This window comes from Clostridioides sp. LIBA-6822 (assembly GCF_056688955.1).
Map to the genome: position 1 here is coordinate 3,984,286 of NZ_CP196995.1, position 20,067 is coordinate 4,004,352.

35 protein-coding genes are annotated in these 20,067 nt (G+C 29.4%); all 35 read right to left on the reverse strand.

What is annotated here, in order from left to right:
- Positions 1 to 14: 14 nt before the first annotated feature.
- Positions 15 to 1,325, reverse strand: coding sequence for a phage tail sheath family protein (locus tag ACTG48_RS18820; protein WP_479917679.1), 1,311 nt, complete (start codon positions 1,323 to 1,325; stop codon positions 15 to 17).
- Positions 1,326 to 1,511: a hypothetical protein gene (locus ACTG48_RS18825; RefSeq protein ID WP_479917680.1), complete on the reverse strand. Its 186-nt coding sequence runs from the start codon at positions 1,509 to 1,511 to the stop codon at positions 1,326 to 1,328.
- A complete protein-coding gene (locus tag ACTG48_RS18830) occupies positions 1,495 to 1,932 on the reverse strand; it encodes a phage tail terminator family protein (RefSeq protein WP_479917681.1) in 438 nt (145 codons plus the stop codon). The genes ACTG48_RS18825 and ACTG48_RS18830 overlap by 17 nt, the downstream gene beginning before the upstream one ends.
- Entirely contained in the window at positions 1,925 to 2,350 is a 426-nt protein-coding gene (locus ACTG48_RS18835; RefSeq protein ID WP_479917682.1) for an HK97 gp10 family phage protein, read from the reverse strand. The genes ACTG48_RS18830 and ACTG48_RS18835 overlap by 8 nt, the downstream gene beginning before the upstream one ends.
- On the reverse strand, positions 2,350 to 2,694 hold the full coding sequence (locus tag ACTG48_RS18840; protein ID WP_479917683.1) for a hypothetical protein: 345 nt from the start codon (positions 2,692 to 2,694) through the stop codon (positions 2,350 to 2,352). Before ACTG48_RS18840 ends, ACTG48_RS18835 begins: the two co-directional genes overlap by 1 nt.
- Complete coding sequence (locus ACTG48_RS18845) at positions 2,694 to 3,038, reverse strand: phage head-tail connector protein (protein WP_479917684.1); 345 nt, start codon at positions 3,036 to 3,038, stop codon at positions 2,694 to 2,696. The genes ACTG48_RS18840 and ACTG48_RS18845 overlap by 1 nt, the downstream gene beginning before the upstream one ends.
- Before the next feature lie 10 nt (positions 3,039 to 3,048).
- Complete coding sequence (locus tag ACTG48_RS18850) at positions 3,049 to 4,068, reverse strand: major capsid protein (protein WP_479917685.1); 1,020 nt, start codon at positions 4,066 to 4,068, stop codon at positions 3,049 to 3,051.
- Positions 4,069 to 4,079: 11 nt separating this feature from the next.
- Complete coding sequence (locus ACTG48_RS18855) at positions 4,080 to 4,460, reverse strand: hypothetical protein (protein ID WP_479917686.1); 381 nt, start codon at positions 4,458 to 4,460, stop codon at positions 4,080 to 4,082.
- Positions 4,461 to 4,475: 15 nt separating this feature from the next.
- A complete protein-coding gene (locus tag ACTG48_RS18860) occupies positions 4,476 to 5,048 on the reverse strand; it encodes a phage scaffolding protein (RefSeq protein WP_479917687.1) in 573 nt (190 codons plus the stop codon).
- A gap of 45 nt (positions 5,049 to 5,093) precedes the next feature.
- Positions 5,094 to 5,324, reverse strand: a complete 231-nt coding sequence (locus tag ACTG48_RS18865) for a hypothetical protein (RefSeq protein ID WP_479917688.1) — start codon at positions 5,322 to 5,324, stop codon at positions 5,094 to 5,096.
- Positions 5,325 to 5,373: 49 nt separating this feature from the next.
- On the reverse strand, positions 5,374 to 5,646 hold the full coding sequence (locus tag ACTG48_RS18870; RefSeq protein WP_479917160.1) for a hypothetical protein: 273 nt from the start codon (positions 5,644 to 5,646) through the stop codon (positions 5,374 to 5,376).
- Positions 5,647 to 5,664: 18 nt separating this feature from the next.
- Positions 5,665 to 6,162, reverse strand: coding sequence for a hypothetical protein (locus ACTG48_RS18875; RefSeq protein WP_479917161.1), 498 nt, complete (start codon positions 6,160 to 6,162; stop codon positions 5,665 to 5,667).
- The gene (locus ACTG48_RS18880) at positions 6,163 to 6,573 is read right to left on the reverse strand and encodes a hypothetical protein (RefSeq protein WP_479917162.1); all 411 of its coding nucleotides are present in this window, start codon (positions 6,571 to 6,573) and stop codon (positions 6,163 to 6,165) included. It lies immediately after the preceding gene.
- Position 6,574: 1 nt separating this feature from the next.
- Positions 6,575 to 6,820, reverse strand: a complete 246-nt coding sequence (locus ACTG48_RS18885) for a hypothetical protein (RefSeq protein ID WP_479917163.1) — start codon at positions 6,818 to 6,820, stop codon at positions 6,575 to 6,577.
- Between the two features lie 71 nt (positions 6,821 to 6,891).
- Positions 6,892 to 7,050, reverse strand: a complete 159-nt coding sequence (locus ACTG48_RS18890) for a hypothetical protein (protein WP_479917689.1) — start codon at positions 7,048 to 7,050, stop codon at positions 6,892 to 6,894.
- Between the two features lies 1 nt (position 7,051).
- Positions 7,052 to 8,539 carry a minor capsid protein gene (locus tag ACTG48_RS18895; protein WP_479917164.1) on the reverse strand — a complete coding sequence of 496 codons (1,488 nt, stop codon included), beginning with the start codon at positions 8,537 to 8,539 and terminating at the stop codon, positions 7,052 to 7,054.
- Positions 8,529 to 9,947 carry a phage portal protein gene (locus ACTG48_RS18900; protein WP_479917165.1) on the reverse strand — a complete coding sequence of 473 codons (1,419 nt, stop codon included), beginning with the start codon at positions 9,945 to 9,947 and terminating at the stop codon, positions 8,529 to 8,531. The genes ACTG48_RS18895 and ACTG48_RS18900 overlap by 11 nt, the downstream gene beginning before the upstream one ends.
- Positions 9,934 to 11,163: a PBSX family phage terminase large subunit gene (locus ACTG48_RS18905; RefSeq protein WP_479917166.1), complete on the reverse strand. Its 1,230-nt coding sequence runs from the start codon at positions 11,161 to 11,163 to the stop codon at positions 9,934 to 9,936. Before ACTG48_RS18905 ends, ACTG48_RS18900 begins: the two co-directional genes overlap by 14 nt.
- Complete coding sequence (terS, locus tag ACTG48_RS18910; RefSeq protein ID WP_479917167.1) at positions 11,156 to 11,854, reverse strand: phage terminase small subunit; 699 nt, start codon at positions 11,852 to 11,854, stop codon at positions 11,156 to 11,158. Before terS ends, ACTG48_RS18905 begins: the two co-directional genes overlap by 8 nt.
- 45 nt (positions 11,855 to 11,899) lie before the next feature.
- Positions 11,900 to 12,532 (reverse strand): queuosine precursor transporter, encoded by a 633-nt coding sequence (locus ACTG48_RS18915; RefSeq protein WP_479917168.1) that lies wholly within the window; start codon positions 12,530 to 12,532, stop codon positions 11,900 to 11,902.
- Entirely contained in the window at positions 12,529 to 13,296 is a 768-nt protein-coding gene (locus ACTG48_RS18920; RefSeq protein ID WP_479917690.1) for a hypothetical protein, read from the reverse strand. Before ACTG48_RS18920 ends, ACTG48_RS18915 begins: the two co-directional genes overlap by 4 nt.
- Entirely contained in the window at positions 13,296 to 13,787 is a 492-nt protein-coding gene (locus ACTG48_RS18925) for a ParB N-terminal domain-containing protein (protein ID WP_479917691.1), read from the reverse strand. The genes ACTG48_RS18920 and ACTG48_RS18925 overlap by 1 nt, the downstream gene beginning before the upstream one ends.
- A 556-nt stretch (positions 13,788 to 14,343) precedes the next feature.
- Complete coding sequence (locus ACTG48_RS18930) at positions 14,344 to 14,826, reverse strand: hypothetical protein (RefSeq protein WP_479917692.1); 483 nt, start codon at positions 14,824 to 14,826, stop codon at positions 14,344 to 14,346.
- Positions 14,827 to 15,216: 390 nt separating this feature from the next.
- Positions 15,217 to 15,660 carry a RusA family crossover junction endodeoxyribonuclease gene (locus ACTG48_RS18935; protein WP_479917035.1) on the reverse strand — a complete coding sequence of 148 codons (444 nt, stop codon included), beginning with the start codon at positions 15,658 to 15,660 and terminating at the stop codon, positions 15,217 to 15,219.
- Between the two features lie 9 nt (positions 15,661 to 15,669).
- Positions 15,670 to 15,972: a hypothetical protein gene (locus tag ACTG48_RS18940; protein WP_227437393.1), complete on the reverse strand. Its 303-nt coding sequence runs from the start codon at positions 15,970 to 15,972 to the stop codon at positions 15,670 to 15,672.
- A 21-nt stretch (positions 15,973 to 15,993) separates the two neighbouring features.
- The gene (locus tag ACTG48_RS18945) at positions 15,994 to 16,209 is read right to left on the reverse strand and encodes a DUF3850 domain-containing protein (protein ID WP_479917693.1); all 216 of its coding nucleotides are present in this window, start codon (positions 16,207 to 16,209) and stop codon (positions 15,994 to 15,996) included.
- Between the two features lie 85 nt (positions 16,210 to 16,294).
- Positions 16,295 to 16,618, reverse strand: a complete 324-nt coding sequence (locus tag ACTG48_RS18950; protein WP_479917694.1) for a DUF1827 family protein — start codon at positions 16,616 to 16,618, stop codon at positions 16,295 to 16,297.
- A gap of 17 nt (positions 16,619 to 16,635) precedes the next feature.
- A complete protein-coding gene (locus ACTG48_RS18955; RefSeq protein ID WP_479917695.1) occupies positions 16,636 to 16,809 on the reverse strand; it encodes a hypothetical protein in 174 nt (57 codons plus the stop codon).
- 4 nt (positions 16,810 to 16,813) lie between these two features.
- On the reverse strand, positions 16,814 to 17,683 hold the full coding sequence (locus tag ACTG48_RS18960) for a radical SAM protein (protein WP_479917696.1): 870 nt from the start codon (positions 17,681 to 17,683) through the stop codon (positions 16,814 to 16,816).
- An 8-nt stretch (positions 17,684 to 17,691) separates the two neighbouring features.
- Positions 17,692 to 18,690: a nucleoid-associated protein gene (locus ACTG48_RS18965; RefSeq protein ID WP_479917697.1), complete on the reverse strand. Its 999-nt coding sequence runs from the start codon at positions 18,688 to 18,690 to the stop codon at positions 17,692 to 17,694.
- 94 nt (positions 18,691 to 18,784) lie between these two features.
- Positions 18,785 to 19,033 (reverse strand): hypothetical protein, encoded by a 249-nt coding sequence (locus ACTG48_RS18970; protein ID WP_479917698.1) that lies wholly within the window; start codon positions 19,031 to 19,033, stop codon positions 18,785 to 18,787.
- The gene (locus ACTG48_RS18975; RefSeq protein ID WP_479917699.1) at positions 19,033 to 19,368 is read right to left on the reverse strand and encodes a hypothetical protein; all 336 of its coding nucleotides are present in this window, start codon (positions 19,366 to 19,368) and stop codon (positions 19,033 to 19,035) included. The genes ACTG48_RS18970 and ACTG48_RS18975 overlap by 1 nt, the downstream gene beginning before the upstream one ends.
- A complete protein-coding gene (locus ACTG48_RS18980; RefSeq protein WP_479917700.1) occupies positions 19,365 to 19,598 on the reverse strand; it encodes a hypothetical protein in 234 nt (77 codons plus the stop codon). Before ACTG48_RS18980 ends, ACTG48_RS18975 begins: the two co-directional genes overlap by 4 nt.
- The gene (locus ACTG48_RS18985) at positions 19,595 to 19,735 is read right to left on the reverse strand and encodes a hypothetical protein (protein WP_479917701.1); all 141 of its coding nucleotides are present in this window, start codon (positions 19,733 to 19,735) and stop codon (positions 19,595 to 19,597) included. Before ACTG48_RS18985 ends, ACTG48_RS18980 begins: the two co-directional genes overlap by 4 nt.
- Positions 19,704 to 20,060: a hypothetical protein gene (locus tag ACTG48_RS18990; RefSeq protein WP_479917702.1), complete on the reverse strand. Its 357-nt coding sequence runs from the start codon at positions 20,058 to 20,060 to the stop codon at positions 19,704 to 19,706. Before ACTG48_RS18990 ends, ACTG48_RS18985 begins: the two co-directional genes overlap by 32 nt.
- Between the last annotated feature and the right edge of the window lie 7 nt (positions 20,061 to 20,067).

Sequence of the window (20,067 nt, forward strand, 5' to 3'; positions counted from 1 at the left end):
ATTCTCCTTCCTAATTAACTAACTGAAACAGTCATATAAAGCTTACTCATAGCATTAATAACCTTAACTGCATCACTTACTATAACTGTTTTCTTATCATTTCCAAGTTCTACAGATACATCATCAGTTTTAAAATCTTCTATTGCTCTAATGTTTTCTAATTCTTTGTGATGTTTTACTACATCATTCCAGAAACTTATTCTTCCTGCCTTATCGTTAGGCACTTTACCAAGATATTTATCATTAAATAAAATCGCTATATCATTAGCAATTTGGTCTAATACTCTAACACTTTGATTACTTGAGAAATCATCATTCTTATCATCTGTAAAACTAATAAAAGTGTTTATATCTTCTAATACATGAACTTCATCACCAACTTTATGAAATATAAATTTACCTGTTTTTAGAGCTTCTTCGAGTTGTATTTGTGTATAATTAACATCAACATCAAACTCACCATCATATCGCTTATTTGTATTAGATTTATTTATATCACATCCTGCTATAGCTCCAGTAGTCCAATAAATTAAACTAGACTCTAATAATCCAGTATCTTTAACTTTATTTTCTACAGATACTACACCTTCGTAATCTGCATCATTCTTTTTATATAATACAGTTTGAAACTTAGCTCCTACCTTATCTCTCATTCTCTTAGTAAATTCTACAAACAAACTTTTAATCTCTGTTGTTGTTGCCAAACATCCTAAAGCATTAAATGAGTAGCTTTCTATTTTGTCTAAGAAAGCTTGATATTCTGTCCCTGTAATTGCTTCTCCATTAGTCCCACCAGTAAATACTAACCCTGCACTTGCTTCTAGTGTTGCATCCTTTTTCCAAGTAATATAGTCATTATCTTCCAAATCTGTAATAACTTTTGCTATTTGTGTATCAACTTTCTTATTATCTAGCAAAGTTACAACATCAAATTTAGTATTATCATCAACATTTGTTGTAACTATTACTTTTAAGTCATTACCTCTTATACCACTGAATCTAGCTGTAGCAATACTGCAACTAGCTTTAACTCCTTTATTTAATTTATAAAAATAACCTAATCTTATATTTTTAAATAAATCTCTAAGACCTTTTAACTTCTCATGAGTGTAATCATATCCAAAATACTTCACTGAATACTTTTCAAAATCATCACTTGTGACTTGAAATACTTCTTCATCAATACCCCAGTCTAATTCTAAAGGCATTGCGACAATACCTCTATCACTAAGAGAACTTGTTGCCCTTGCAGCACTTACAAAGTTTATATAACTTCCTGGTAACACTTTATTTTGTGTTACAAATGTTCCTCCACCTAAAGCCATCTAACTCACTCCTTTCATAAAATTATTTATTCTATCCTCTACTTCTAAGAAAGAATATAACTCATTTTCTTTTAAAATTGCATTTAATAAATCTTTTCTATTTACATACTTCTTAGAATTAACTATCTGTTCCTTAGTAAATTTGTAATTTTCTTCTTTACTTAATGTTTTACTCAAGTTTATCACCTCTCTTTAGACCACCAAACAACTCTACTGTGTCCATCTTATCTGTATTATTACTTTTTATAGTAAAATAGTTATAGTCAACAAAGAAGTGTAGCACATTATCTATAATTTCATAGTTCATATTTGTACCTCTGACTAAATCTTCATCAATTTCTATATACTCTAATTCCTCTAGTAACATTTCAGCTACTTCATTTATTTCAAAACTCTTATCTTTTGAACGTGGAAAATAATGTACATCAAATGAATTTTTCTTCAACTCTCTTCCATTTGGATATGGTACTTTACTTGGATTTAGAGGACAAATAAAAAAACAAGGTTCATTTATCCCTTGTTCTACATCCTCACTGTAAATTGTATAACTTTCTCCAAACGTTTTGTCTAATTTTACTGATATTCCATCTATAATATTATTAAGCATCAAACACTCCTTTCAACAAGATTAATAACTTTTTCTCTATAATCTTATCAACTTGACTTTGTAGTTCCATTTCTGAAATAGTTAAGAAATGTTGTCCTTTAACCCATCCCTTACCATCTTTAGTTCTATGCCCGAAATTTACATAACTTGCATACTCAGTTGGATTAACGACTTCTATAACATAATTATTACCTTGTTTGTAAACAGGAAGCGACCTAGCGTAAGCTACTCCACTCCAACCCTCTCTTAAAAATCCTGTATCAACTGGTGTTCTTCTAATTACTTTTCCTAGTAACCTTGCTGCTAATTCTCTTGCTGCATCTTTACAAAATTTATCTAAATCAATCTTTGTAAATTTCTCCATTTTCTTACAAACTCTTTTAAACTCTCTAAAATCAACACTGCCCCATCTAGCCATTATGCTTTATCCTTAAATAACTCAAGTATTACCTCTTGATGATTTGGATATATAGCAGGTTCTCCACTTCTTACATATTCTTTATTATTTATAATAAGTTTTGAACCTGCTTTAATTTTTATATCTGGAGATATAAAGAGTTTAATAGTTTGCTCTAGCTTAGCTACTTTTCCATCTGTAGCTGATGCAATATTTTTATATGAAAGCTTACATGGTTGATTTTCCAATACTACTACTTCTTTATTATTAGTTCGTTTTGTAATAGGGTCTTTGACTGGTTGATATTCCACTATAGTGCATTTATCTCTATATAACAGTTCTATTGCTTTCCTTGATTTATTCATTATTTCCACCTAATTTTTCTGTATCTGTTTAATTGTGCTTTATAATCTTTGAGTAAAGATTCTTTAAATTCACTAGCTGAACTTCTATACGAAACAGATGTATCGCCCTCACTTATAGAAGAAATAGAGCCTAGCGCAATATCCTTGCTTCCTAGACTCTCATTTTTGTACATATCTATAGCCATTCTTAAAATAGTACCATTTAATCCTTCGGGAATAGTAAGTATATTACAGTAGCTTTTGACCATTTCCTCTACATCTTCTAATACAAACTCTAATATAATATCTTTTGAATCATCTTCCCTGCTAAACCCTAAAAGCTTTTTTAGTCTTTCAATTTCCATATTAACACCTCTAATTTATTGTACCCATAAACACTTGGTCGGCATAAGGAAAGCTAGGTAAAACTGTTGCAACTGCTTTTATCCACTTAGCAACTGGGTCAGCAGTAGAGTATTGTTCTACAATTATATTTCCAACTGAACTAATATCTATTGCTGGGTTTTTTCTAAGTTCTAACTCCTCTGCTGTTAATCCAAAGAAAGTATCTCCCATCTTACCATCAGGCATAAGTATAAACTTATTTTCATCTAAGAATCTCTTTGTTGCGTACTTGCCATCCTTGCCTTGTACTCTATATCTTTCATCATAAGTAAAAATAGGTGGAAGAGATTGAGAAACTAAAAATGTATTTAATTCATTTAAAGTAAGTAGTTTATCACTATTTATACCAAATATAGCCTTTCTTAGTTTTTCATCTCTTAATATCACATTTAGGATAGTTTTAGAAGTTAATGACCTTGTTGGAGTAAATCCAGTATCAACAACTATTTTATCAGTCATATTATAAATATCTCCTAATATATCTGGTGTTCCACTAGACCAAGTTTTTGTTTCTTTATGATTTGTTGGAGTTCCATATTTTAAAGCAGCTTTAACTCCATTTTCATTTATATTCAATTCTCCAGTTGATAGCACTTCCATTCTCATTGCTTCTATTCTAGTATTTACACTTGATACAAGGTTATCAACATCATTAAATATTTGATTTATCATCTGAGTTTCTTCTTGAGAATTTCTTGGTTGTTCAAGTACAATTATATCTTTTTCATCTAGCTTTATTTTTCTTTTTACAAGTGCAAGTTCAGCTATACTTAAATTAGCACCTTCTCTTGATGCAATTTCTGCTTCTGTATCAAACGCATGAACACTTGCTGATACTGGAAGGTTAGATGCACCTTTTATCATTTTTATTTCAAGCCCTTCTATCTTTTGAGTTGGAAACAATAAATCTCCCATTGTTTCTTTCAGTTTTCTAGTCTTTGTATAGTTTATCAGCTCTTGAACTGATAATAATTCCTCTACTCTTGCCATATTTCATCCTCCTACATAAATTTAATATTTGGTAATTTTGTCTTTATAGTTTCTATAGCTTCTTTTACATACTCACCTTGTAATCTTTCAGTTATTACATAACCTTCTACCATTGATGCAACTGGTTGTGGTCCATAAGTAACATCTACAGTTGCAAATACAATTCCTACAGGGTCTTCTGATAATGTGTATGTATAGCTACCCGAAGAACCTGCTCTAGCTATCTTTACTACCTTTCCACTTTCACCTAATAAGCTTCCTGCTAATACATACTTTCTGCCATTTTCATCAGCCACTACATCTGTATCTAATACTGTATTTGTAAAGTTAATATAGTGTTGAGAAGCTAGAAATTCGGGTGTGTTATTAAAATTTACCTCTTTAAAATACATACTTTATCCTCCTTTTTATTTTATACTCCATGCGTCGGCATATGGATTTTTTGAACCTTCCTCATTTTTTTCTTTTGCAATATTTTCAGCCCTGCTTAATGTATTTTTATTGCCATTATCGGGATTGTAATTTATCTTAGTTTCTCCTGTTTTTATTAAGAAAGACTTTTGAGTTGCCCAACTATCAGTCTGTTCCTTTAGCCCCGTAAAAGTACCATTTTCATATTTTACCCTTTCTAAATCAAGTTCTGCTTTTGCTGCTTTAGTACTATGAACATTAAGCTTAATAAGTTCATTTTCTAACGCTATGTCAAACTCTCTTTGCTCTTTTTCTTTTAATTTTTTTTGATATTCTTCATCTTTTGCAGTTAATTTAGTCTCATAACCTTTTTTAAGCTCTTCAATCTGCTCTTTTGTCATTCCATCCTTAAAACCTTCAATTGCTTCTTTGGATGCTTTTAATTCTTCTTTTACTTTTTCATACTCAATCTTATTAATATAATTTTCTAATTCTTTTATCGATTCAACTTCTACTTTCTTTGCATCTTCTTCACTAAGACCTAGTGCAATCAGTTCACCTTTTTTCATTTTATTTAATTCTCCTTTCATTTTTACATAATAAAAAAGCCCTATCTAGGACTTACTAAAACCAATATTATTATTCTCATTACAATTATTTATTGATATAGCTTCTATTTGTGATAAATCTATTATTGTTGTTCCATCTTCATCTAAATATCCTTTCAAGTCTCTACAATCTGAGTCAACTTCAATAAAATCTTGCATTAACTTATCAGCAACATCTTCATCTACTATTCCAGATACACAATTTCCACTCTTAAACCAAATTACATACTCTTTCAATAATGCAATCCTCCTTTTGTTTTTTACCTAATAAAAACCTTTAAACAAATTATTCATAAATAATATAGCTTATTAGTGAAGCCATAAGGTATATTGCTTTTCCTATCAAATACCCACTTATAACTCCTACTAAGCCATAAACTAATCTAACACATGTAAAAGTATTATTATCTACCATGTTAGCTATACCTAAAACATGAGCCATAATTATGTTGATACCTGTAAAAACACCTAATGCTATACCAATAACTGTAATAATAAATGCTATAATATTTCTAACGCTTATTTTACTTGGCTTTTTAATATATTTCTTTTTAAACATATTTCCATCCCCCAAAACTTATTCAATACCTTCTCTTAGGTGTTTCACTAACTGTTTTACAATCTTATCTACATCAACTTTACAAGCATATTTATTCATTTTTTCTGTTAGTTTATCAATTTTATCATCTGCTTTTTCTAAGGTTTCTATAAAAAACTCTAATTCCTTTGTGGCATTTTTAATATTTTCTTGAAAGTTTGTTGAATCTAAAGTCATCTCTGTTGATAATTTATTTTTCCCTCTATATCCAACTTTCTCATAAGTCATTTCAAACATATCTGCTTTACAAGGATATATTTCTCCTTTTACACCTTGTATAACATAATCCCCTATGTTAACTTGATATATCAGCCCTTCAAGAGTTCTTATGAACAATTTAGTATGTGCCTTATCAATAGAGTGTTCAACCCAAGCATTGCCACGTTCAATCTCTTTTCGTATCCATACTGTTGGTTCTACATCTATATCAAATCTAAAAGCTTCCACTTCAATTGCTTTCTTTACAAATCTAGCCATTTATTCATCCTCCTTAAATCCTACAATTTCAAGTTTCATTTCTGGACATATTAACCTTACCTCTTTTGATACCATCTCACTTGGATATTTAAAAACTTTATCAGAAATCTTTGTTTTTTCATCATCTAAATCCTCATAATACTTTTCAAATTCCCCACATGCACAAGAATAGATTTTACCTTCACTATCTTTTATAATAAAATCTCCATTAGTTGCTCTAATAACTCCATTTTTATACTTTATACAAATAGTTTTCTTTACTTCACCTTTGCGATTCATAGAGTTTAAAGATTCATCAAGCCATATAGTTCCTTTTTCAAAAGCTTGATAAAACCATTTAGGAGTGTTTGTACTTCCTAATATCCATTTGAAGGCTTCTACTTCCTCGGACTTCCTTTTAAATTTAGCCATTTTATTTATCATCCTCCAAACTTTTAATTATATCCTTATTTGTTGCAAATAAAGAAACTGCTATAAATATTAAACCAAGAATAAAGTTTAACAATGGAAACAAAGCTATAAAAATAAGTTTATAGTTTCTCCAAGCCTTATATTTCTTTAAAGTTTCGATTACTTCTTTAATATTTCCAAGTCTTAACATATACAAATAAAACCCTGTGAAAAACACAATTATTGATAAAATATATAATTTAAACATTTCAAATCACCCTCTCAACTAAATTTTTACATAATAAAAGCACCTACTAATTAATCATTTAGCAAGTGCTTTTATTCTTTATTATTAATTTTTCTTTCAATTATCTTTCTTCTAATTTCTTGAGCTTCTTTCACTTCTTCTTCTGTTAAACGTCTTTCTCCAACTACTTTACCTTGTGGTATTTCTGCCCATCTTGGTGCTGAAAATAATTTTTCATTATCCTTTTTCATATTACACCTCTTTCATTGTTATATAATATTTCCCATCATATTCAAAATTATCAGTAGTTATAAACTTGCTATTTCTTTTAAATAAAATTTCTGCTTCTTGAGGATTATATTTTCTTATATCTTTACCATTTGCACTTATAATATTTAATTCAACTTGACCACTTGGATTATATTCACCCTTACTGGATGTAGAGATATATTCATTATAGATTATTTCTTTACCTACTTGATGTTTATCTAAAAAAGCTATTTTATCACTATCATTAAAGAAATATAAAGACCTATTTACCTCTCCTTTATAGTTAGACATCTTATCTAATGCACTATCTAAGTCATTTATAAACCTTTTGTCCTCATTTGTCAATGTAAGACCATTTCTAAGCTTCTCATTAATTTTATAAGAATCACTACTTATATATTTATTAATTGCAAGTTGTTCATTATCTGGTAACTTAATGTTTTTATTAATGTATTTCTCATACCATTCTTGATATTTCATACTTGATGGCACATAATAAGTTTTACCATTTTCATCTCTTGCTACTCTATAACCTTCTTCACCCTCGAACCAAGGAGATGTTGTAGTCCTACAATGACAATGAAACGGTGGAGCTATTATTCCAACTTTATAATCTTTCATATCAAATACTTTACCATCTAGTTCTCTACAAATATTTGATGTTTTTAAATCTAATGTGGCAACTATCTCATATTTCTCTACATTTAAATCATTGAAACAATCTTTCCTAGAAGCTGATGCAAAGAAAGCTGATTCAGTCATTATTAAATTCTTAGCTTGGGATTTGGATACATTAAATCTTTTAGCAAAGTCATTTACTAAACTTTTTGGATTTTCTCCTTTTATAATTGATTGAGTAAGTTTAGTATGTAGCTCATTAATTAGAGCAGGTCTATGTTTACCCCAAATTCTTTCTGAGAAATTTAACCCATCACTCGTCCATGGCTTAGATATTACTTTATTTATTCTGTTAGTATCAAGACTCATTAAGCTCCAACCAACACCAATACCTTGTTGAATATTAAAAACTGTGTGATAATATCCACTTGTATAAATATCTCTCATTAGTTTATCAATACTATCAAGTTCATTTCCATAAAGAACTTCTACTTGTTGTTGTATTTGTAACTTTAAAGCTTCAAGCCTCGTTATATGAACCCTTGCACTAGCATTTTCTAACTCTTTCATCCACTTTTGATTAATAGCATTTTCTTTGCCATATTTAATATATTCCTCAACACTCCACTTAAACTCTTCCAACTCTCTTGTGTTAAGTAGCTTCTTAGCTTCTAACAAAGAAATACCTTCATTTTCAGCAAATCTGTTATACCATGATAATATATCTTTTTCTATACTATTCATAGCTAATTTGTATTGCTTTTCCAATTCAAGATAATATTTTACACTTTTATTATTCTGAGCTTCTTCTAATTGTTCAAATCTCTTCCTCCAATAATCTTTATGTTTCATCTATGACACCATCTTGATTAGGAATTAGATTATCATATTCTTGTTGGCTATCTTCTTTTTCTTTCTTAATCTGTTTTTCTTCTTCCTCCGCATTATCTACAAGTGGATGATTTTTTAAATTAGTCTTTTCTGATACTATTCCAACACTCTTAGAGCATATCTCTGCTAACTCCAAGTCATTTTGAATCATATTTCTAGTCCAAGTCTGTAAAACCCTTTTAGGAGAATATCCTAAATATCTACATATCATTCTAACCAGTTTAGCGAACCCTAGTCTAAACTCAGTTTCCATTAAACCTGCTTTTAATTCCAATAAAGTGTATAGAAATTTAAGTGCTACACCACTTGTATTCGCAAAATTTTCGGGTTTAGGGTCAACTCCTTGACCTTGTACATATATTTGCTTTTCAGTTGTTTTAAGAAGCGAATCTCGAGCTTCTATTGGAATATTTATTGTAATTGTACTTAGTCCACTCTTATCATCTGCACCACTACTTTGTAAATCAATAGTTTTATATTCTTTAAGTCCTTTTAAGAACTCTGTTAAGTCTGCACCTCCATAATTTGTAAGAACAAAAATAACTTCTTGTATATCTTCAATATCATTCACAAAACCGCTATAAACCTTGTCGTATACATCAATGAGGTGTTTAACATTATCTAAGTCTCTTACCTCTAAATCATTGTTTGGAAATTCAATAAACGGAACTTCTCCAAAGTTATGTTTGTACACATTAGTTTGAGTTTCAAGTTTATTATCTAAGTTTTTCTCTATAAATTTATTAAGTATCTCTAATCCATTAATGTCACTCTTCCCATTTTTATTTCCGTAAGTATAACAACATTCATCTGTCCAATACTCATAGATTGCATATTCTTTTCCTTCGGCATCAGTCTTTTCATACTCTCTAAGTACTGCGAGAAGCTTTCCATTTAAATCTGATGAATATACTGCTCTTATTTGGCGGGGGTCTATATTAGTATATTGAAAGTCGTTATTATCATCCTCCCAAACATGTAGCCATGCTTTAGAGCATATACTAGCATTTTTCCCAAGTGTCTTGGCTTCTTTTGGGTATCTATCACCTAAAATATCGGTTATCTTTGAATTTATACTATCATCTCCAACGTCAAATGTAGGAGGATAAGTGAACAGATATGATATTTTTTGATTAACTAAAAAACCAAACCAATTAAATGGTATTCTATTGTCTGCATTTCGTAATGGATTATTGGTTGTATTTACTTTGCCAACATTATTAGGGCTTCTATCTCTTATAATATCATTTTCATTTTTATAGTATTTTTCAGCTTCATCAGCCTTTTTAACAAAGTTATTATGTTTACTATTAGTTTGTTCAATTAACTTTTTTATTACATCTAGTTCCAATTTATCACCTTCTTCCACTTGGTGTAAGCACTTTAATTCCTGTACCTAATGAATCTGTATAAATAGCATATCTAAGTGCGTCTAATACATCATCCCATTGTTTAATTGGCTCACCTGTATTTTTGTTCCAAGCATACATAAAAATTTCTTTTCTAAATAAATTAACATTCTCATAAACTATAAATAAAGTATTAGTTTTAAACCTTTTTGCAACTGCTTCAATACCCGACAATCTCGCTTTGTTAGCATTAAAAGCTTTTATCCCATTTCTTTTAAATGCTGCCAAATGTTCGGGTCTAGCACTGTCACAATAAAACTTTATATTTCCATATTTCTCTTTTATACTCTTAGCTTTATCTGTCCAATAATCAATTTCTTTGTGTTGAGCTGAATGTTCTTCTAATAAGTATAAGTTGCCTTTATCATCCTCACCAATTACAACAATAGCTCCAAAATGTTCATAGCCCCAGTCAACACCTGCAAAGTATCTTACAAAGTTAATATCATTCAATTTATCTTTAGATATATAATGTATATCTTTATTGAAATCTTGATAAACAAGCCCATCTGCTGAAACCCATAAGCCATTTATGTCCCTATCATAAAAAACACCGCTAGGAGTAGTTTTTTTAATATTTTCTCTATATCTTTCACTCAAAAATATATTATCATCTAATGTGTAATGGAAAGATTGAATAGCTTTCCCATCTGTCTTGTCTACAAAATCAGTTTTCAACCAATGCTCGGGTTGGTCGGGGTTAGTATCTACAAGTATTCTAGCACCCTCGCCACTGCATCTTGACTTTATTTCATTGAAAACCACTTCATTTGCAACTGTACCTTCGTTTATGTATGCACCAAACGAAGTCATACCTCTTATTCTTCCCAAGTCATTCGTTTTTGAGTGTCCAAAACAACATACTTGAACTCCAAAAAGTACAAATCTATTATGTTTATCAAACTTAAATTCAATATCATACTTATTTGTAAGTTCATTCAGTACATTTCTTTGTAAAGCTCCTAAATCTGCACCTGCTAGAATGTATTGAGGAAGCTTAATGTCTAGTTTATTAGCTATCTTTCTGACCCTTCTAAGTTCAAGCAAGAATAAATCATTGTCAATTATTGTTTTACCAGTCCTCTTAGCTCCATAATTTATTAACATGAAATAGTCATTATTTAAAGCAAAATCAAGAACTTCAAGTTGCTTTTTATGATATAATTTATCAATCATTTTTTATCACACTCTCAAGCTTATCAAAGTATCTGTCGAGTTTATCTTCTCTATTTTCTTGGCTATTTATTTTACTTAGAAGTTCAATACATCTAGTTTTTTTAGATTGTATTTTAGTTAATTCAGATTCAAGTTTTTGTATTACCTCAAATACGCTTATAGTTCTACTAGTTGTTTCTATCTGTTTTTGCTCATTATCTTTTACAAGATTACCTTGTATTGTTAAATTTCTTATTGTTCCACTTTCTAAAACTAATCCTTTTGGTTTATTTTTATAATTCTCTATAGATTTTAGCAATCGTCGTTCTCTTACTGTAAACAACATTAATTGTTCTTTTAAAAGTTGTTCCTCTCTATCGAATTCCATTTCTTGTAACATTTCTTTTTCTTCTTCGCTTAAAGTATCCCAGTAAACACCTTCATAAAGACCATGCTTTAATCTATTTTTATTTCCTTTTGGAGCACCACTGCCAACAGCATTTTTATTGCCAATTTGCCCCCCTCTTTTCTTTGTAGTACTACATTCACCTTTTCGTAGTACTACATTCCATTTATCTCTGCATTTCCAATTACTTATTGTTTTTTCATTTTCTTTTAATATTTCTGATATTTCTCTGTTTGTTATATTTCCATTGCGTTCTATATATAAATTAAGTGCTTTATCCCTGTTGGGGCTTCTAGCTTTTGCCACACCACCACCTCATTATTTCTATATTCGTTTGAATCTTATTTTTTATTATGAAGCTTGTTTATCCACTTTTATTTCTTTATTTCTAGTTAATAAATAGAAGAATGGAGTATCTGCTAAAGCTAAGAAGAACTTAACTACATACTGACTTATAATCATTACTAGTAGATTTGGAACAGTACCCCAAAACCCGATTGTAATAAATATAGCCGTATCTATTAGTTGGCTTAACATAGTACTAGCATTGTTTCTTAACCACTTATGTTTTCCATTAAATCGCTCTTTTAGCTTATGAAATATAAATACATCATTACTTTGAGCTAATATATAAGCTATTAAACTAGCTAATACAAACCTCGCATTTTGTCCTAATACTATTTTTAAGTTACTACTATACTCTGTTGCAAAACTTGCACTTGGAAGGGCTATTGCTATTGTAATTAATAAAAGACTAAATAACTGCATTAAAATACCTGCTTTGACTGTTCTGTTAGCTTCTTCTTTGCCCCATATTTCTCCAATTATGTCAGTACATAGAAATGTCAATGGATATGCCACTACTGCGGCAGGAACTATAAGCCCAAATACATCAATCACCTTTCCTGCAACAATATTAGAAACCACTAAGCTTGTTACAAATACACAATTTAATAATGTTAAATTTCTTTCTGTCTTTTTCACCATCTCACTCCATTCATATATTTTTGGTATTTAACCCACTCACACATGCTATGAGCTACTAATTTTTTCAAATCAGTTTTCTTATTACCTTCTTTTTCTAACCTTCTTATATGTATATCTCCATCTTTAAAAGTGTAAAGTTGTTGACCAATTGATGCCCCTATTGTCCACGAACTGCTATCAACACTATAAAACTTAAATGATTTTAATATCTTTGTCTTAGTAAATCCTAATCCATGCACTTTTACACCTTTTTGATAAGCATACTCAACCATTTTTTGTATTAAAGGATACTCTTGTTTCTTTATATCATTTATTGCAAACCCACCAACTGCAATATATTTGTACTCCTCACATAGTTTTTTCCAATACTCCACACCTCTTGATTTATGCCAAACAGGTATACATTGTCTGCCTACTTCATTTTCTATTTTTTTAGTCCATTTTTCTACTTGCTCCAGTCCAAAAATCACATCTACATCTACTTCAAAGAAATATTTTATATTGTAGTCTTTAATAAATTTTATATATCTATCAATATAGTTTTCTATTTCTTGTTTTGATATTTCTGTACCATTCATAAAAGAAAAAGCTCCACTATCGAGTAAAAAATTCTCATTTCCTACTATTTGCAAAGCTTCTAGGCATGATTTCTCTTTATTAAAAAAAGTTTCTAAGATATATAAAGGTTTACATTTCTCTATTGTTTCTAATCTTAATTCTTTATTCATTCCACTTTTTGTTGCAGCAAGAAAAATCCTCATTATGCTTCAAACTCCTCACCACAACATGGACATTTCACCATCTTACCTTTTTTCTCTTTTTCCTCTAATTCTTCATCTAATATAAAATCTTTATCACTTATACTTAAATCTTCAAAATCATTAATATTAAAATCGAACTCTTTCATATCAATATTAACTATGTCAGATAATTCTTCAACTAATTTATTATAATCCCAACTAGCATATTCATTAGTCTTGTTATCTATTAACCTGTAAGCTTTTATTTGTTCTTCTGTTAAATTGTCTAGAACTAAGCAAGGTACTTGTTTAAGTTCTAATTGTTTAGACGCTTCATACCTCGTATGACCTGCTATTATTATGTTATCTTCATCAATTAAAATTGGGTTAGTAAATCCAAACTCATCAATTGATTTAATAACCTTCTCTATTGCTTCATTATTACGTCTAGGGTTATTTTGATATGGTTTTATATCTTCTAAATTAAGATAAACAACTTCTCTTTTGTTCATTTTAAGACCTCCTTTTTAAAAAAAGATAAAAGACTAAGTAGGGGTAACTTAGCCTTTTTTAGGGAATGTATATTGTTGGTAGCAAGTTCTAGGAATCGAACCTAGATTAAACCACTACCTGCATGGTGAGTGAGGTTACCAAGCCCCACCCGATTTTTAGACCTCTGAATTAAGATACAAAATTGTATGAGATTTTAATCTCAATTCAAATACTTAATATAGTGTATCAATAGATTTTGAACATAGTTAGAATTGAACTAACAGCATCCTCATGCCCTGCCTAGTCTGTTCACATAAAAGACTTTCTGTCACTGACATCTAAGCCCTTTATAATAATAGAGCGTGCAGTTTTGGCATCCTTTTTTTAAATCCATAATATATTCGCAAATATATCATTACTTTCTCTATTATTGTATAGTGGCTAGGGCAATCCCTTAACCCTAGCCAATTTAGTTTTGAGAGGGAAATATGTCATTTCCACAATATTATTATCTCACGTTTTTGCCAATAAAAAGTCTCATGATAGTCTCCAAAAAGTCTCAAAATAGTCTCATTTTTAAGCTTTCCATGAAAAAATGGGCAATTCAAACTCTTTTATTTTCGGATATAACATATCCATGATTTTACAAACTATTCTTTTTCTTATTCTAAAGCAATGACTTCTATCTATGTGCATAGCATTAGACATATAATCCATGTTTATCTTTTCATTATTCATATACATTTCATTGAAGAACTCTGTTTCAAAGCTATTTAGACTTGTTAATGCACATTCTATAGTTTCTTTTTCAATCTCTAATGTTTTCTTATCCTCTTTTAATCTATTTAAATCCTCTTCTCTTTTAATAACTTCATTTTCCACACTTGAACTTATATTATAAGTAGGTGATGTTTTTTCTTCATAACCAAGAGCCTTACATCCACAAAACTCATTTTCTAACTTTTTAATATATATATCTTTTATTCTTATTTGACTTTCTAATTTTTTATAGTTATATAATCTTCCCTCAATCTCTTGGAATAGTGTCTTTTTATTCATACTTCCACACTCCTATCAATTATTTATGTTATAATAATATTTGTATATAAAAGCTTTATATTTTTGACAAGTGGAGTGTGAAAGCACTCCTTTTCTCTTTTGAATAATTCATTTCAATTTATTTACAGTTCCGAAAAATCTATTGTTATTATTAATATCTCATAGTATCCTAAGGTTAGATTATATAAGATTAGGAGGATTTTATGGGAGATTTAATAGTTTTCTTCATAAGACTTTGTACTTATTTTTTACTGGCATTTGCTGCACAAAAACTCAATAAGACATATCCATTCAAAAAGCACATCTTTACATGGATTTGTTTAATTTTACTAGTATCGTTTTTTATAGAGTATATTAATAATTTTATTGTGACTTTTATTTAGACTCTTTTCATATAATATCCTCTAGTACAACTTCAACTCTAGGCTTATCACTATAATATTTCTTACTCACTACTTCTACAATTTGAGAATCATCTTTATAAGCTATACCATTCAAACTATCAGCTACAGACTTGATTATATTATCTAAGTCGGGTTTTTTACTTGGTCTTATTGAACCTTCTACTTTAGCTATAGCATCCTTATACGCTTTAGTATTTTTCTTATTTTTCTTTAGTGCTTCTCTATCTTTTTTAGTAATATCAAAGTAACAAATAACCGTCATTTTAACATTGCCTTCAAAGAAATGTTTTACTGTAGAATTATACATAAGTCTAATCCAATTTTCATAAAGTACAGTTTGTTCAGGTGTATAAGCATTGCCAGTTGATGTACTCATTCTAGGTCGTGCCTTTGCCTTTGGTTCTCCATCTATTGTAAAATTAATCTTCATTGCCTCTCCTTAATCCTCTATATAATAAAATTCCGCTTCTCCTACTTCACATTCATGAACTATCCAGTCACGTGCTTTACTACTACTATAATAAATATAGTTAAATAAAAATTCCTTAATTTCATCTTTTTCAACTTCAACTTTAATCTTTGTTTTGCAATTCTCACAATCATCCCTACTGCATCTATCACAATACATTTCAACCTTCATTAATTTACCTATTTCTTTTTTTAATAGTCTTAAATTCTCTCTATCTTTTCTTAATTCATCTAAATCTTCTAGTGCTATAGTTGCTGTTGCAGATTCTAACATTTACTCTTCCTCCTTAAATTTTTATTTTATTCCTAGCTCAACATACCCATTTCCCAATTTAACAAGATACTCAATCTCTTTGTTTACTTCGATTTCTGTAATTTTTTTATCTTTAAATGACTGTAATATAACTGTATCTCCTGTTCTAAAATCTGCTATATGCTCTACTTCAATTTGTTTTTTATTCTTAATTACATCTTTAAAAGTACTAGAAGCTATCTGCAATTCATGTATCATACAATCACCTCTTTATAAGTCAAAGTAAGTCTATAACATTCTAGTTTCATTCACAAACTTACCTTGACTATTTACTTTTTACAAATTACTTAGTTGGAACTGCATTATCCTCTATTTCCCAAAGATGAAAGCAATTTTCATGTAAATTTATATATTCTTGTTTTGGTGGCAATATCTGTACTATAGTCTTATTTGGTTTCATTAATTTATATCTAACATACTTAATTTCATTCCAATTAGGAAATCTTTTTTCATTTGATATAGTTAGATGCTCTTTTCCATTTTCAACTGAATATATAACATTGCTCCCAGTATCCATATTATATATTTTCACATTTTTAGCCCCTAATCTTTCAAGCGATTCTTTTGCAAGAATGGACCTATCATTTTTATTCTCAACTAATAACATTTTATTCCCTCCAAATTTTATAAATAATTTTCTGCTTCCTTCTTCAACCATATTTTATGTGCTATATCACAATCTTTGCTTTCGCAATCTATCTTAGTATTTTTGCAACTACCACAAATCTCTTTCCCAAATTCCTTATACACTTCTCTTTCATCAAGATTCTTTGACTTGCACATTTCTTTATTAGTCATATGCTCACCTCTTATAATCTTCAAATTTATCTACACTTCTGAAAATAATCTTATTATTAACCCATCTTTGCAACCTTCTATACTTATGATGGCATTTCCATTTTTCAAATATCATGATATAAGGGTCATAATCTAACTCTTTTAATTTATAAACACGCTCTAAATCTTCTTCAAAAGTAGTATTGAAATTAGTAAGAACATAAACGCCTAGTTTTTGTTTTTTAAAGTTCAATTTACTTCTAAATTCTTTCAGCTTGTCATATGTATTGAACTCATAATTGTCCCATGCAAAATGGATCCGTTTTATTTTAATTCTGTTAATCATTTCTGCTTTTTTCTCTGTCATAAGTCTTATATCAAGCCCTTGAGTGAAATCAACCCAAGCTTTGCTATCTATAAGTTGCTTTAAGAGTTCTTCCCACTTACTACAAGCTAAAATATTAGGGTCTAATAGCTTAATCTCTTTTTGCCCCCTCCAAAACTGGTTTAAATCGGCTACCTTATAACTTTTATTCCCTTCCTTTTTTTGAACTATGCAAAACTCACACCCTCGTGGACAACCTCTTGTCAAATAGCCATAAGCGACATTTTTAATATCATATAAATCATAATCTGGATACATAAATTCAATCTGTGATGGCAATTTATTCTGTAAATCATATCCTGTGCCACCCTTTATGACTTCCTTAGCATTTATAACTGTGCAATCATCATCTGAGAAAGTAAATACTTTGGTTTTATATACTTTGTCATATTCCTCAAAGAAGTTTACAAATTCCACTTTATCGCCTTGTTGTTTGTGGTATGCACTTATTTTCATTAAAGCTAAGTTAGGAAAGTTATGTCCATCAATATCTATTAAGCCTATTTTCATATGAGCACCTACTTCTCATTATAGAAAGTAACATTTTTAATAATTATATCTACAGTTCCATTAGCATTATGTCTAATGCCATACTTCATAAAATCCTCAAAATCATCCATTTTGCCTTTTATCTCAATCCCTGTATCTGTTTTTATATGTCTATTTTTCAGATTTTTCTCAACCCATTTTTTATCAATATTAAAACTTCCATCAAGACCTTTTTCCTCTGCATGGTACTTAAAACTATCTTTTAAATCTTCCTTTATTGCTATTTCAGTAAACTCATTTATATCAAGTTTTTGCTTTTCTCTTAGCATATAAAGTAAGATACTTCTTACGTCTTCGCCCTGCTTCATATCACTATATAAATCCGCTATAAAAGCATCTACCAAGCCTTTAAACACCTTAGTTTTGTACTTATCATCTTTAATTTTAGTAGCATTTAAAAACTCTGTAACGAACTTAGAATTAGTTTCTTCCTTTTCTGCATCCTTGTCTAAGACTCTTAAATGATACTCGTCATTCATCCCACTCAAGCCAACCAAAGTAGCAATTTTAATTGCTTTAGTTTCTTGAATATTAACTTCATTTTTAGACATCTGTATATTAAATTTATCATCTTCAAACTCAATAGAATGAGTATACGACTTGTTGTAATCAAGTTTTAATATAGCAATTCCCTTTTCATCTTTTTCAGTATATAAGCATATTGCTAAGTCACAAGATTCTAATGTAGCATTCACTTTCATAATCTCAAATAAATAAGCTGCTATTTCTTTAGAGTTACTTAAAAATGAGTTTTCATCATATATTATCTGTTCACAACATTTCTTAATTAGATTGTTACTATAGTCATTAAATACTGCTTTTCTGATGTCATTATCTCTTAATACTTTGTTGATTTTCTTTTGAAAGAAAACTTCAATATCTTGACTAACTCTACCCTCAAAATCATTTAGTATTGGAGTATCGCTATTCTTATCCAAAACATGTATTATAAATTTATGTATTATCATAATTTCACCCCTTGTTTTCATTTTTAAGAGTCGCAAAACACTTCAACAATAATTTATATTAAAATTCATTTTGCAACTCTATAAACTGTTTTTGTTAGATATTTTCTGTATATAAAAATCCTTTCAATCTTTCTATTTCTCTGTTTATTTCATCATTCCAAATTTTTATAGCTCTATCTTTATTTAAAGAAGCAACATAACCACTACATTTGGCATCAAGTCCACTTTTATTAATAACTCTTAAAAATTGACCATTCCTTCCTACTTTATATCTACCTTTTGTTTCCTCTAATATTTCAACTTCCTCTAACCCTTGTGAACTGCATATATAAATCTTATTCATTATTCTTCTACCTCACTTTCAAGCCATTTTTCGCATCCTTCAATACAACTAGTTGGATAATAGCAATCATTCTTATTTCCATAAATACAACAACTACACTCTGCATCACATTTAAATAAAAACTCCATTAAACTTTCTTTATCCCTAGTTACTTTTTCAAAATTAGTCACTTTCTTTTTTGCTTTCTCTCCAAATTTTTCGTAGCATACTGGACACATATGTTTACCTGTACTGATTAATTCATTTCCAATATTCTTTTTATATAGCTCGATACATCCCCTATTATTTTTTTCAAATATTTTCTTACAAAAATCACACTGTATGACTTTACTCATTTTTTAATGCCTCCTCGATTAAATTCAAAATAAGGTTTTTTGTTTCCAGTTTCATGGTCAATCAATTTTAGAATATACTCTTTAGTCAACTTACTATTTTTACTTTTTTCAATAATACATTTTGCGAATGCTTCTTTATATTCATTGCTATATACATAGTTTGGTAAGTCATTCCACTCAAATATTGTTTTAAAAAATAAGTTTAAACCTTCTTCGACGCTGATATTCATTTTTCTAACATCCCCTCATATTCATACTTGCTCAATATTTTTATAGCTATATCAATAGCTTTATTTACAGAACACTTTCTCTTATTTATTATCTTTTCAGCTAATTTAATTACTTGTTCCACATTTGCTAATACCATCTGACACCTCTTGAATATATCTAGCTTTCCATCCATTTTTAGAAACCTTACCTGTTCTTGCTAAGTTAGCAATATGAACATCTGTAAAATGCACATATTTACTTGCTTCAACAGTAGTATCAAATACTTTAGTTTCTCCAGTTCTAATATTGAAACACTCTACTTTCTTGCCCTTTCTACCTTGCACATTATTATTTATTTGCAAATCAATAACATTTTCTCGCTTATTTTTAATTCTTACTTTTTTTAGATTATTTTCATACATAATTTCTAAATCCATAGTTTTCTCTAACAGCTCTCCTGCATCTATCCAAACTTTAGCCATGTTTATC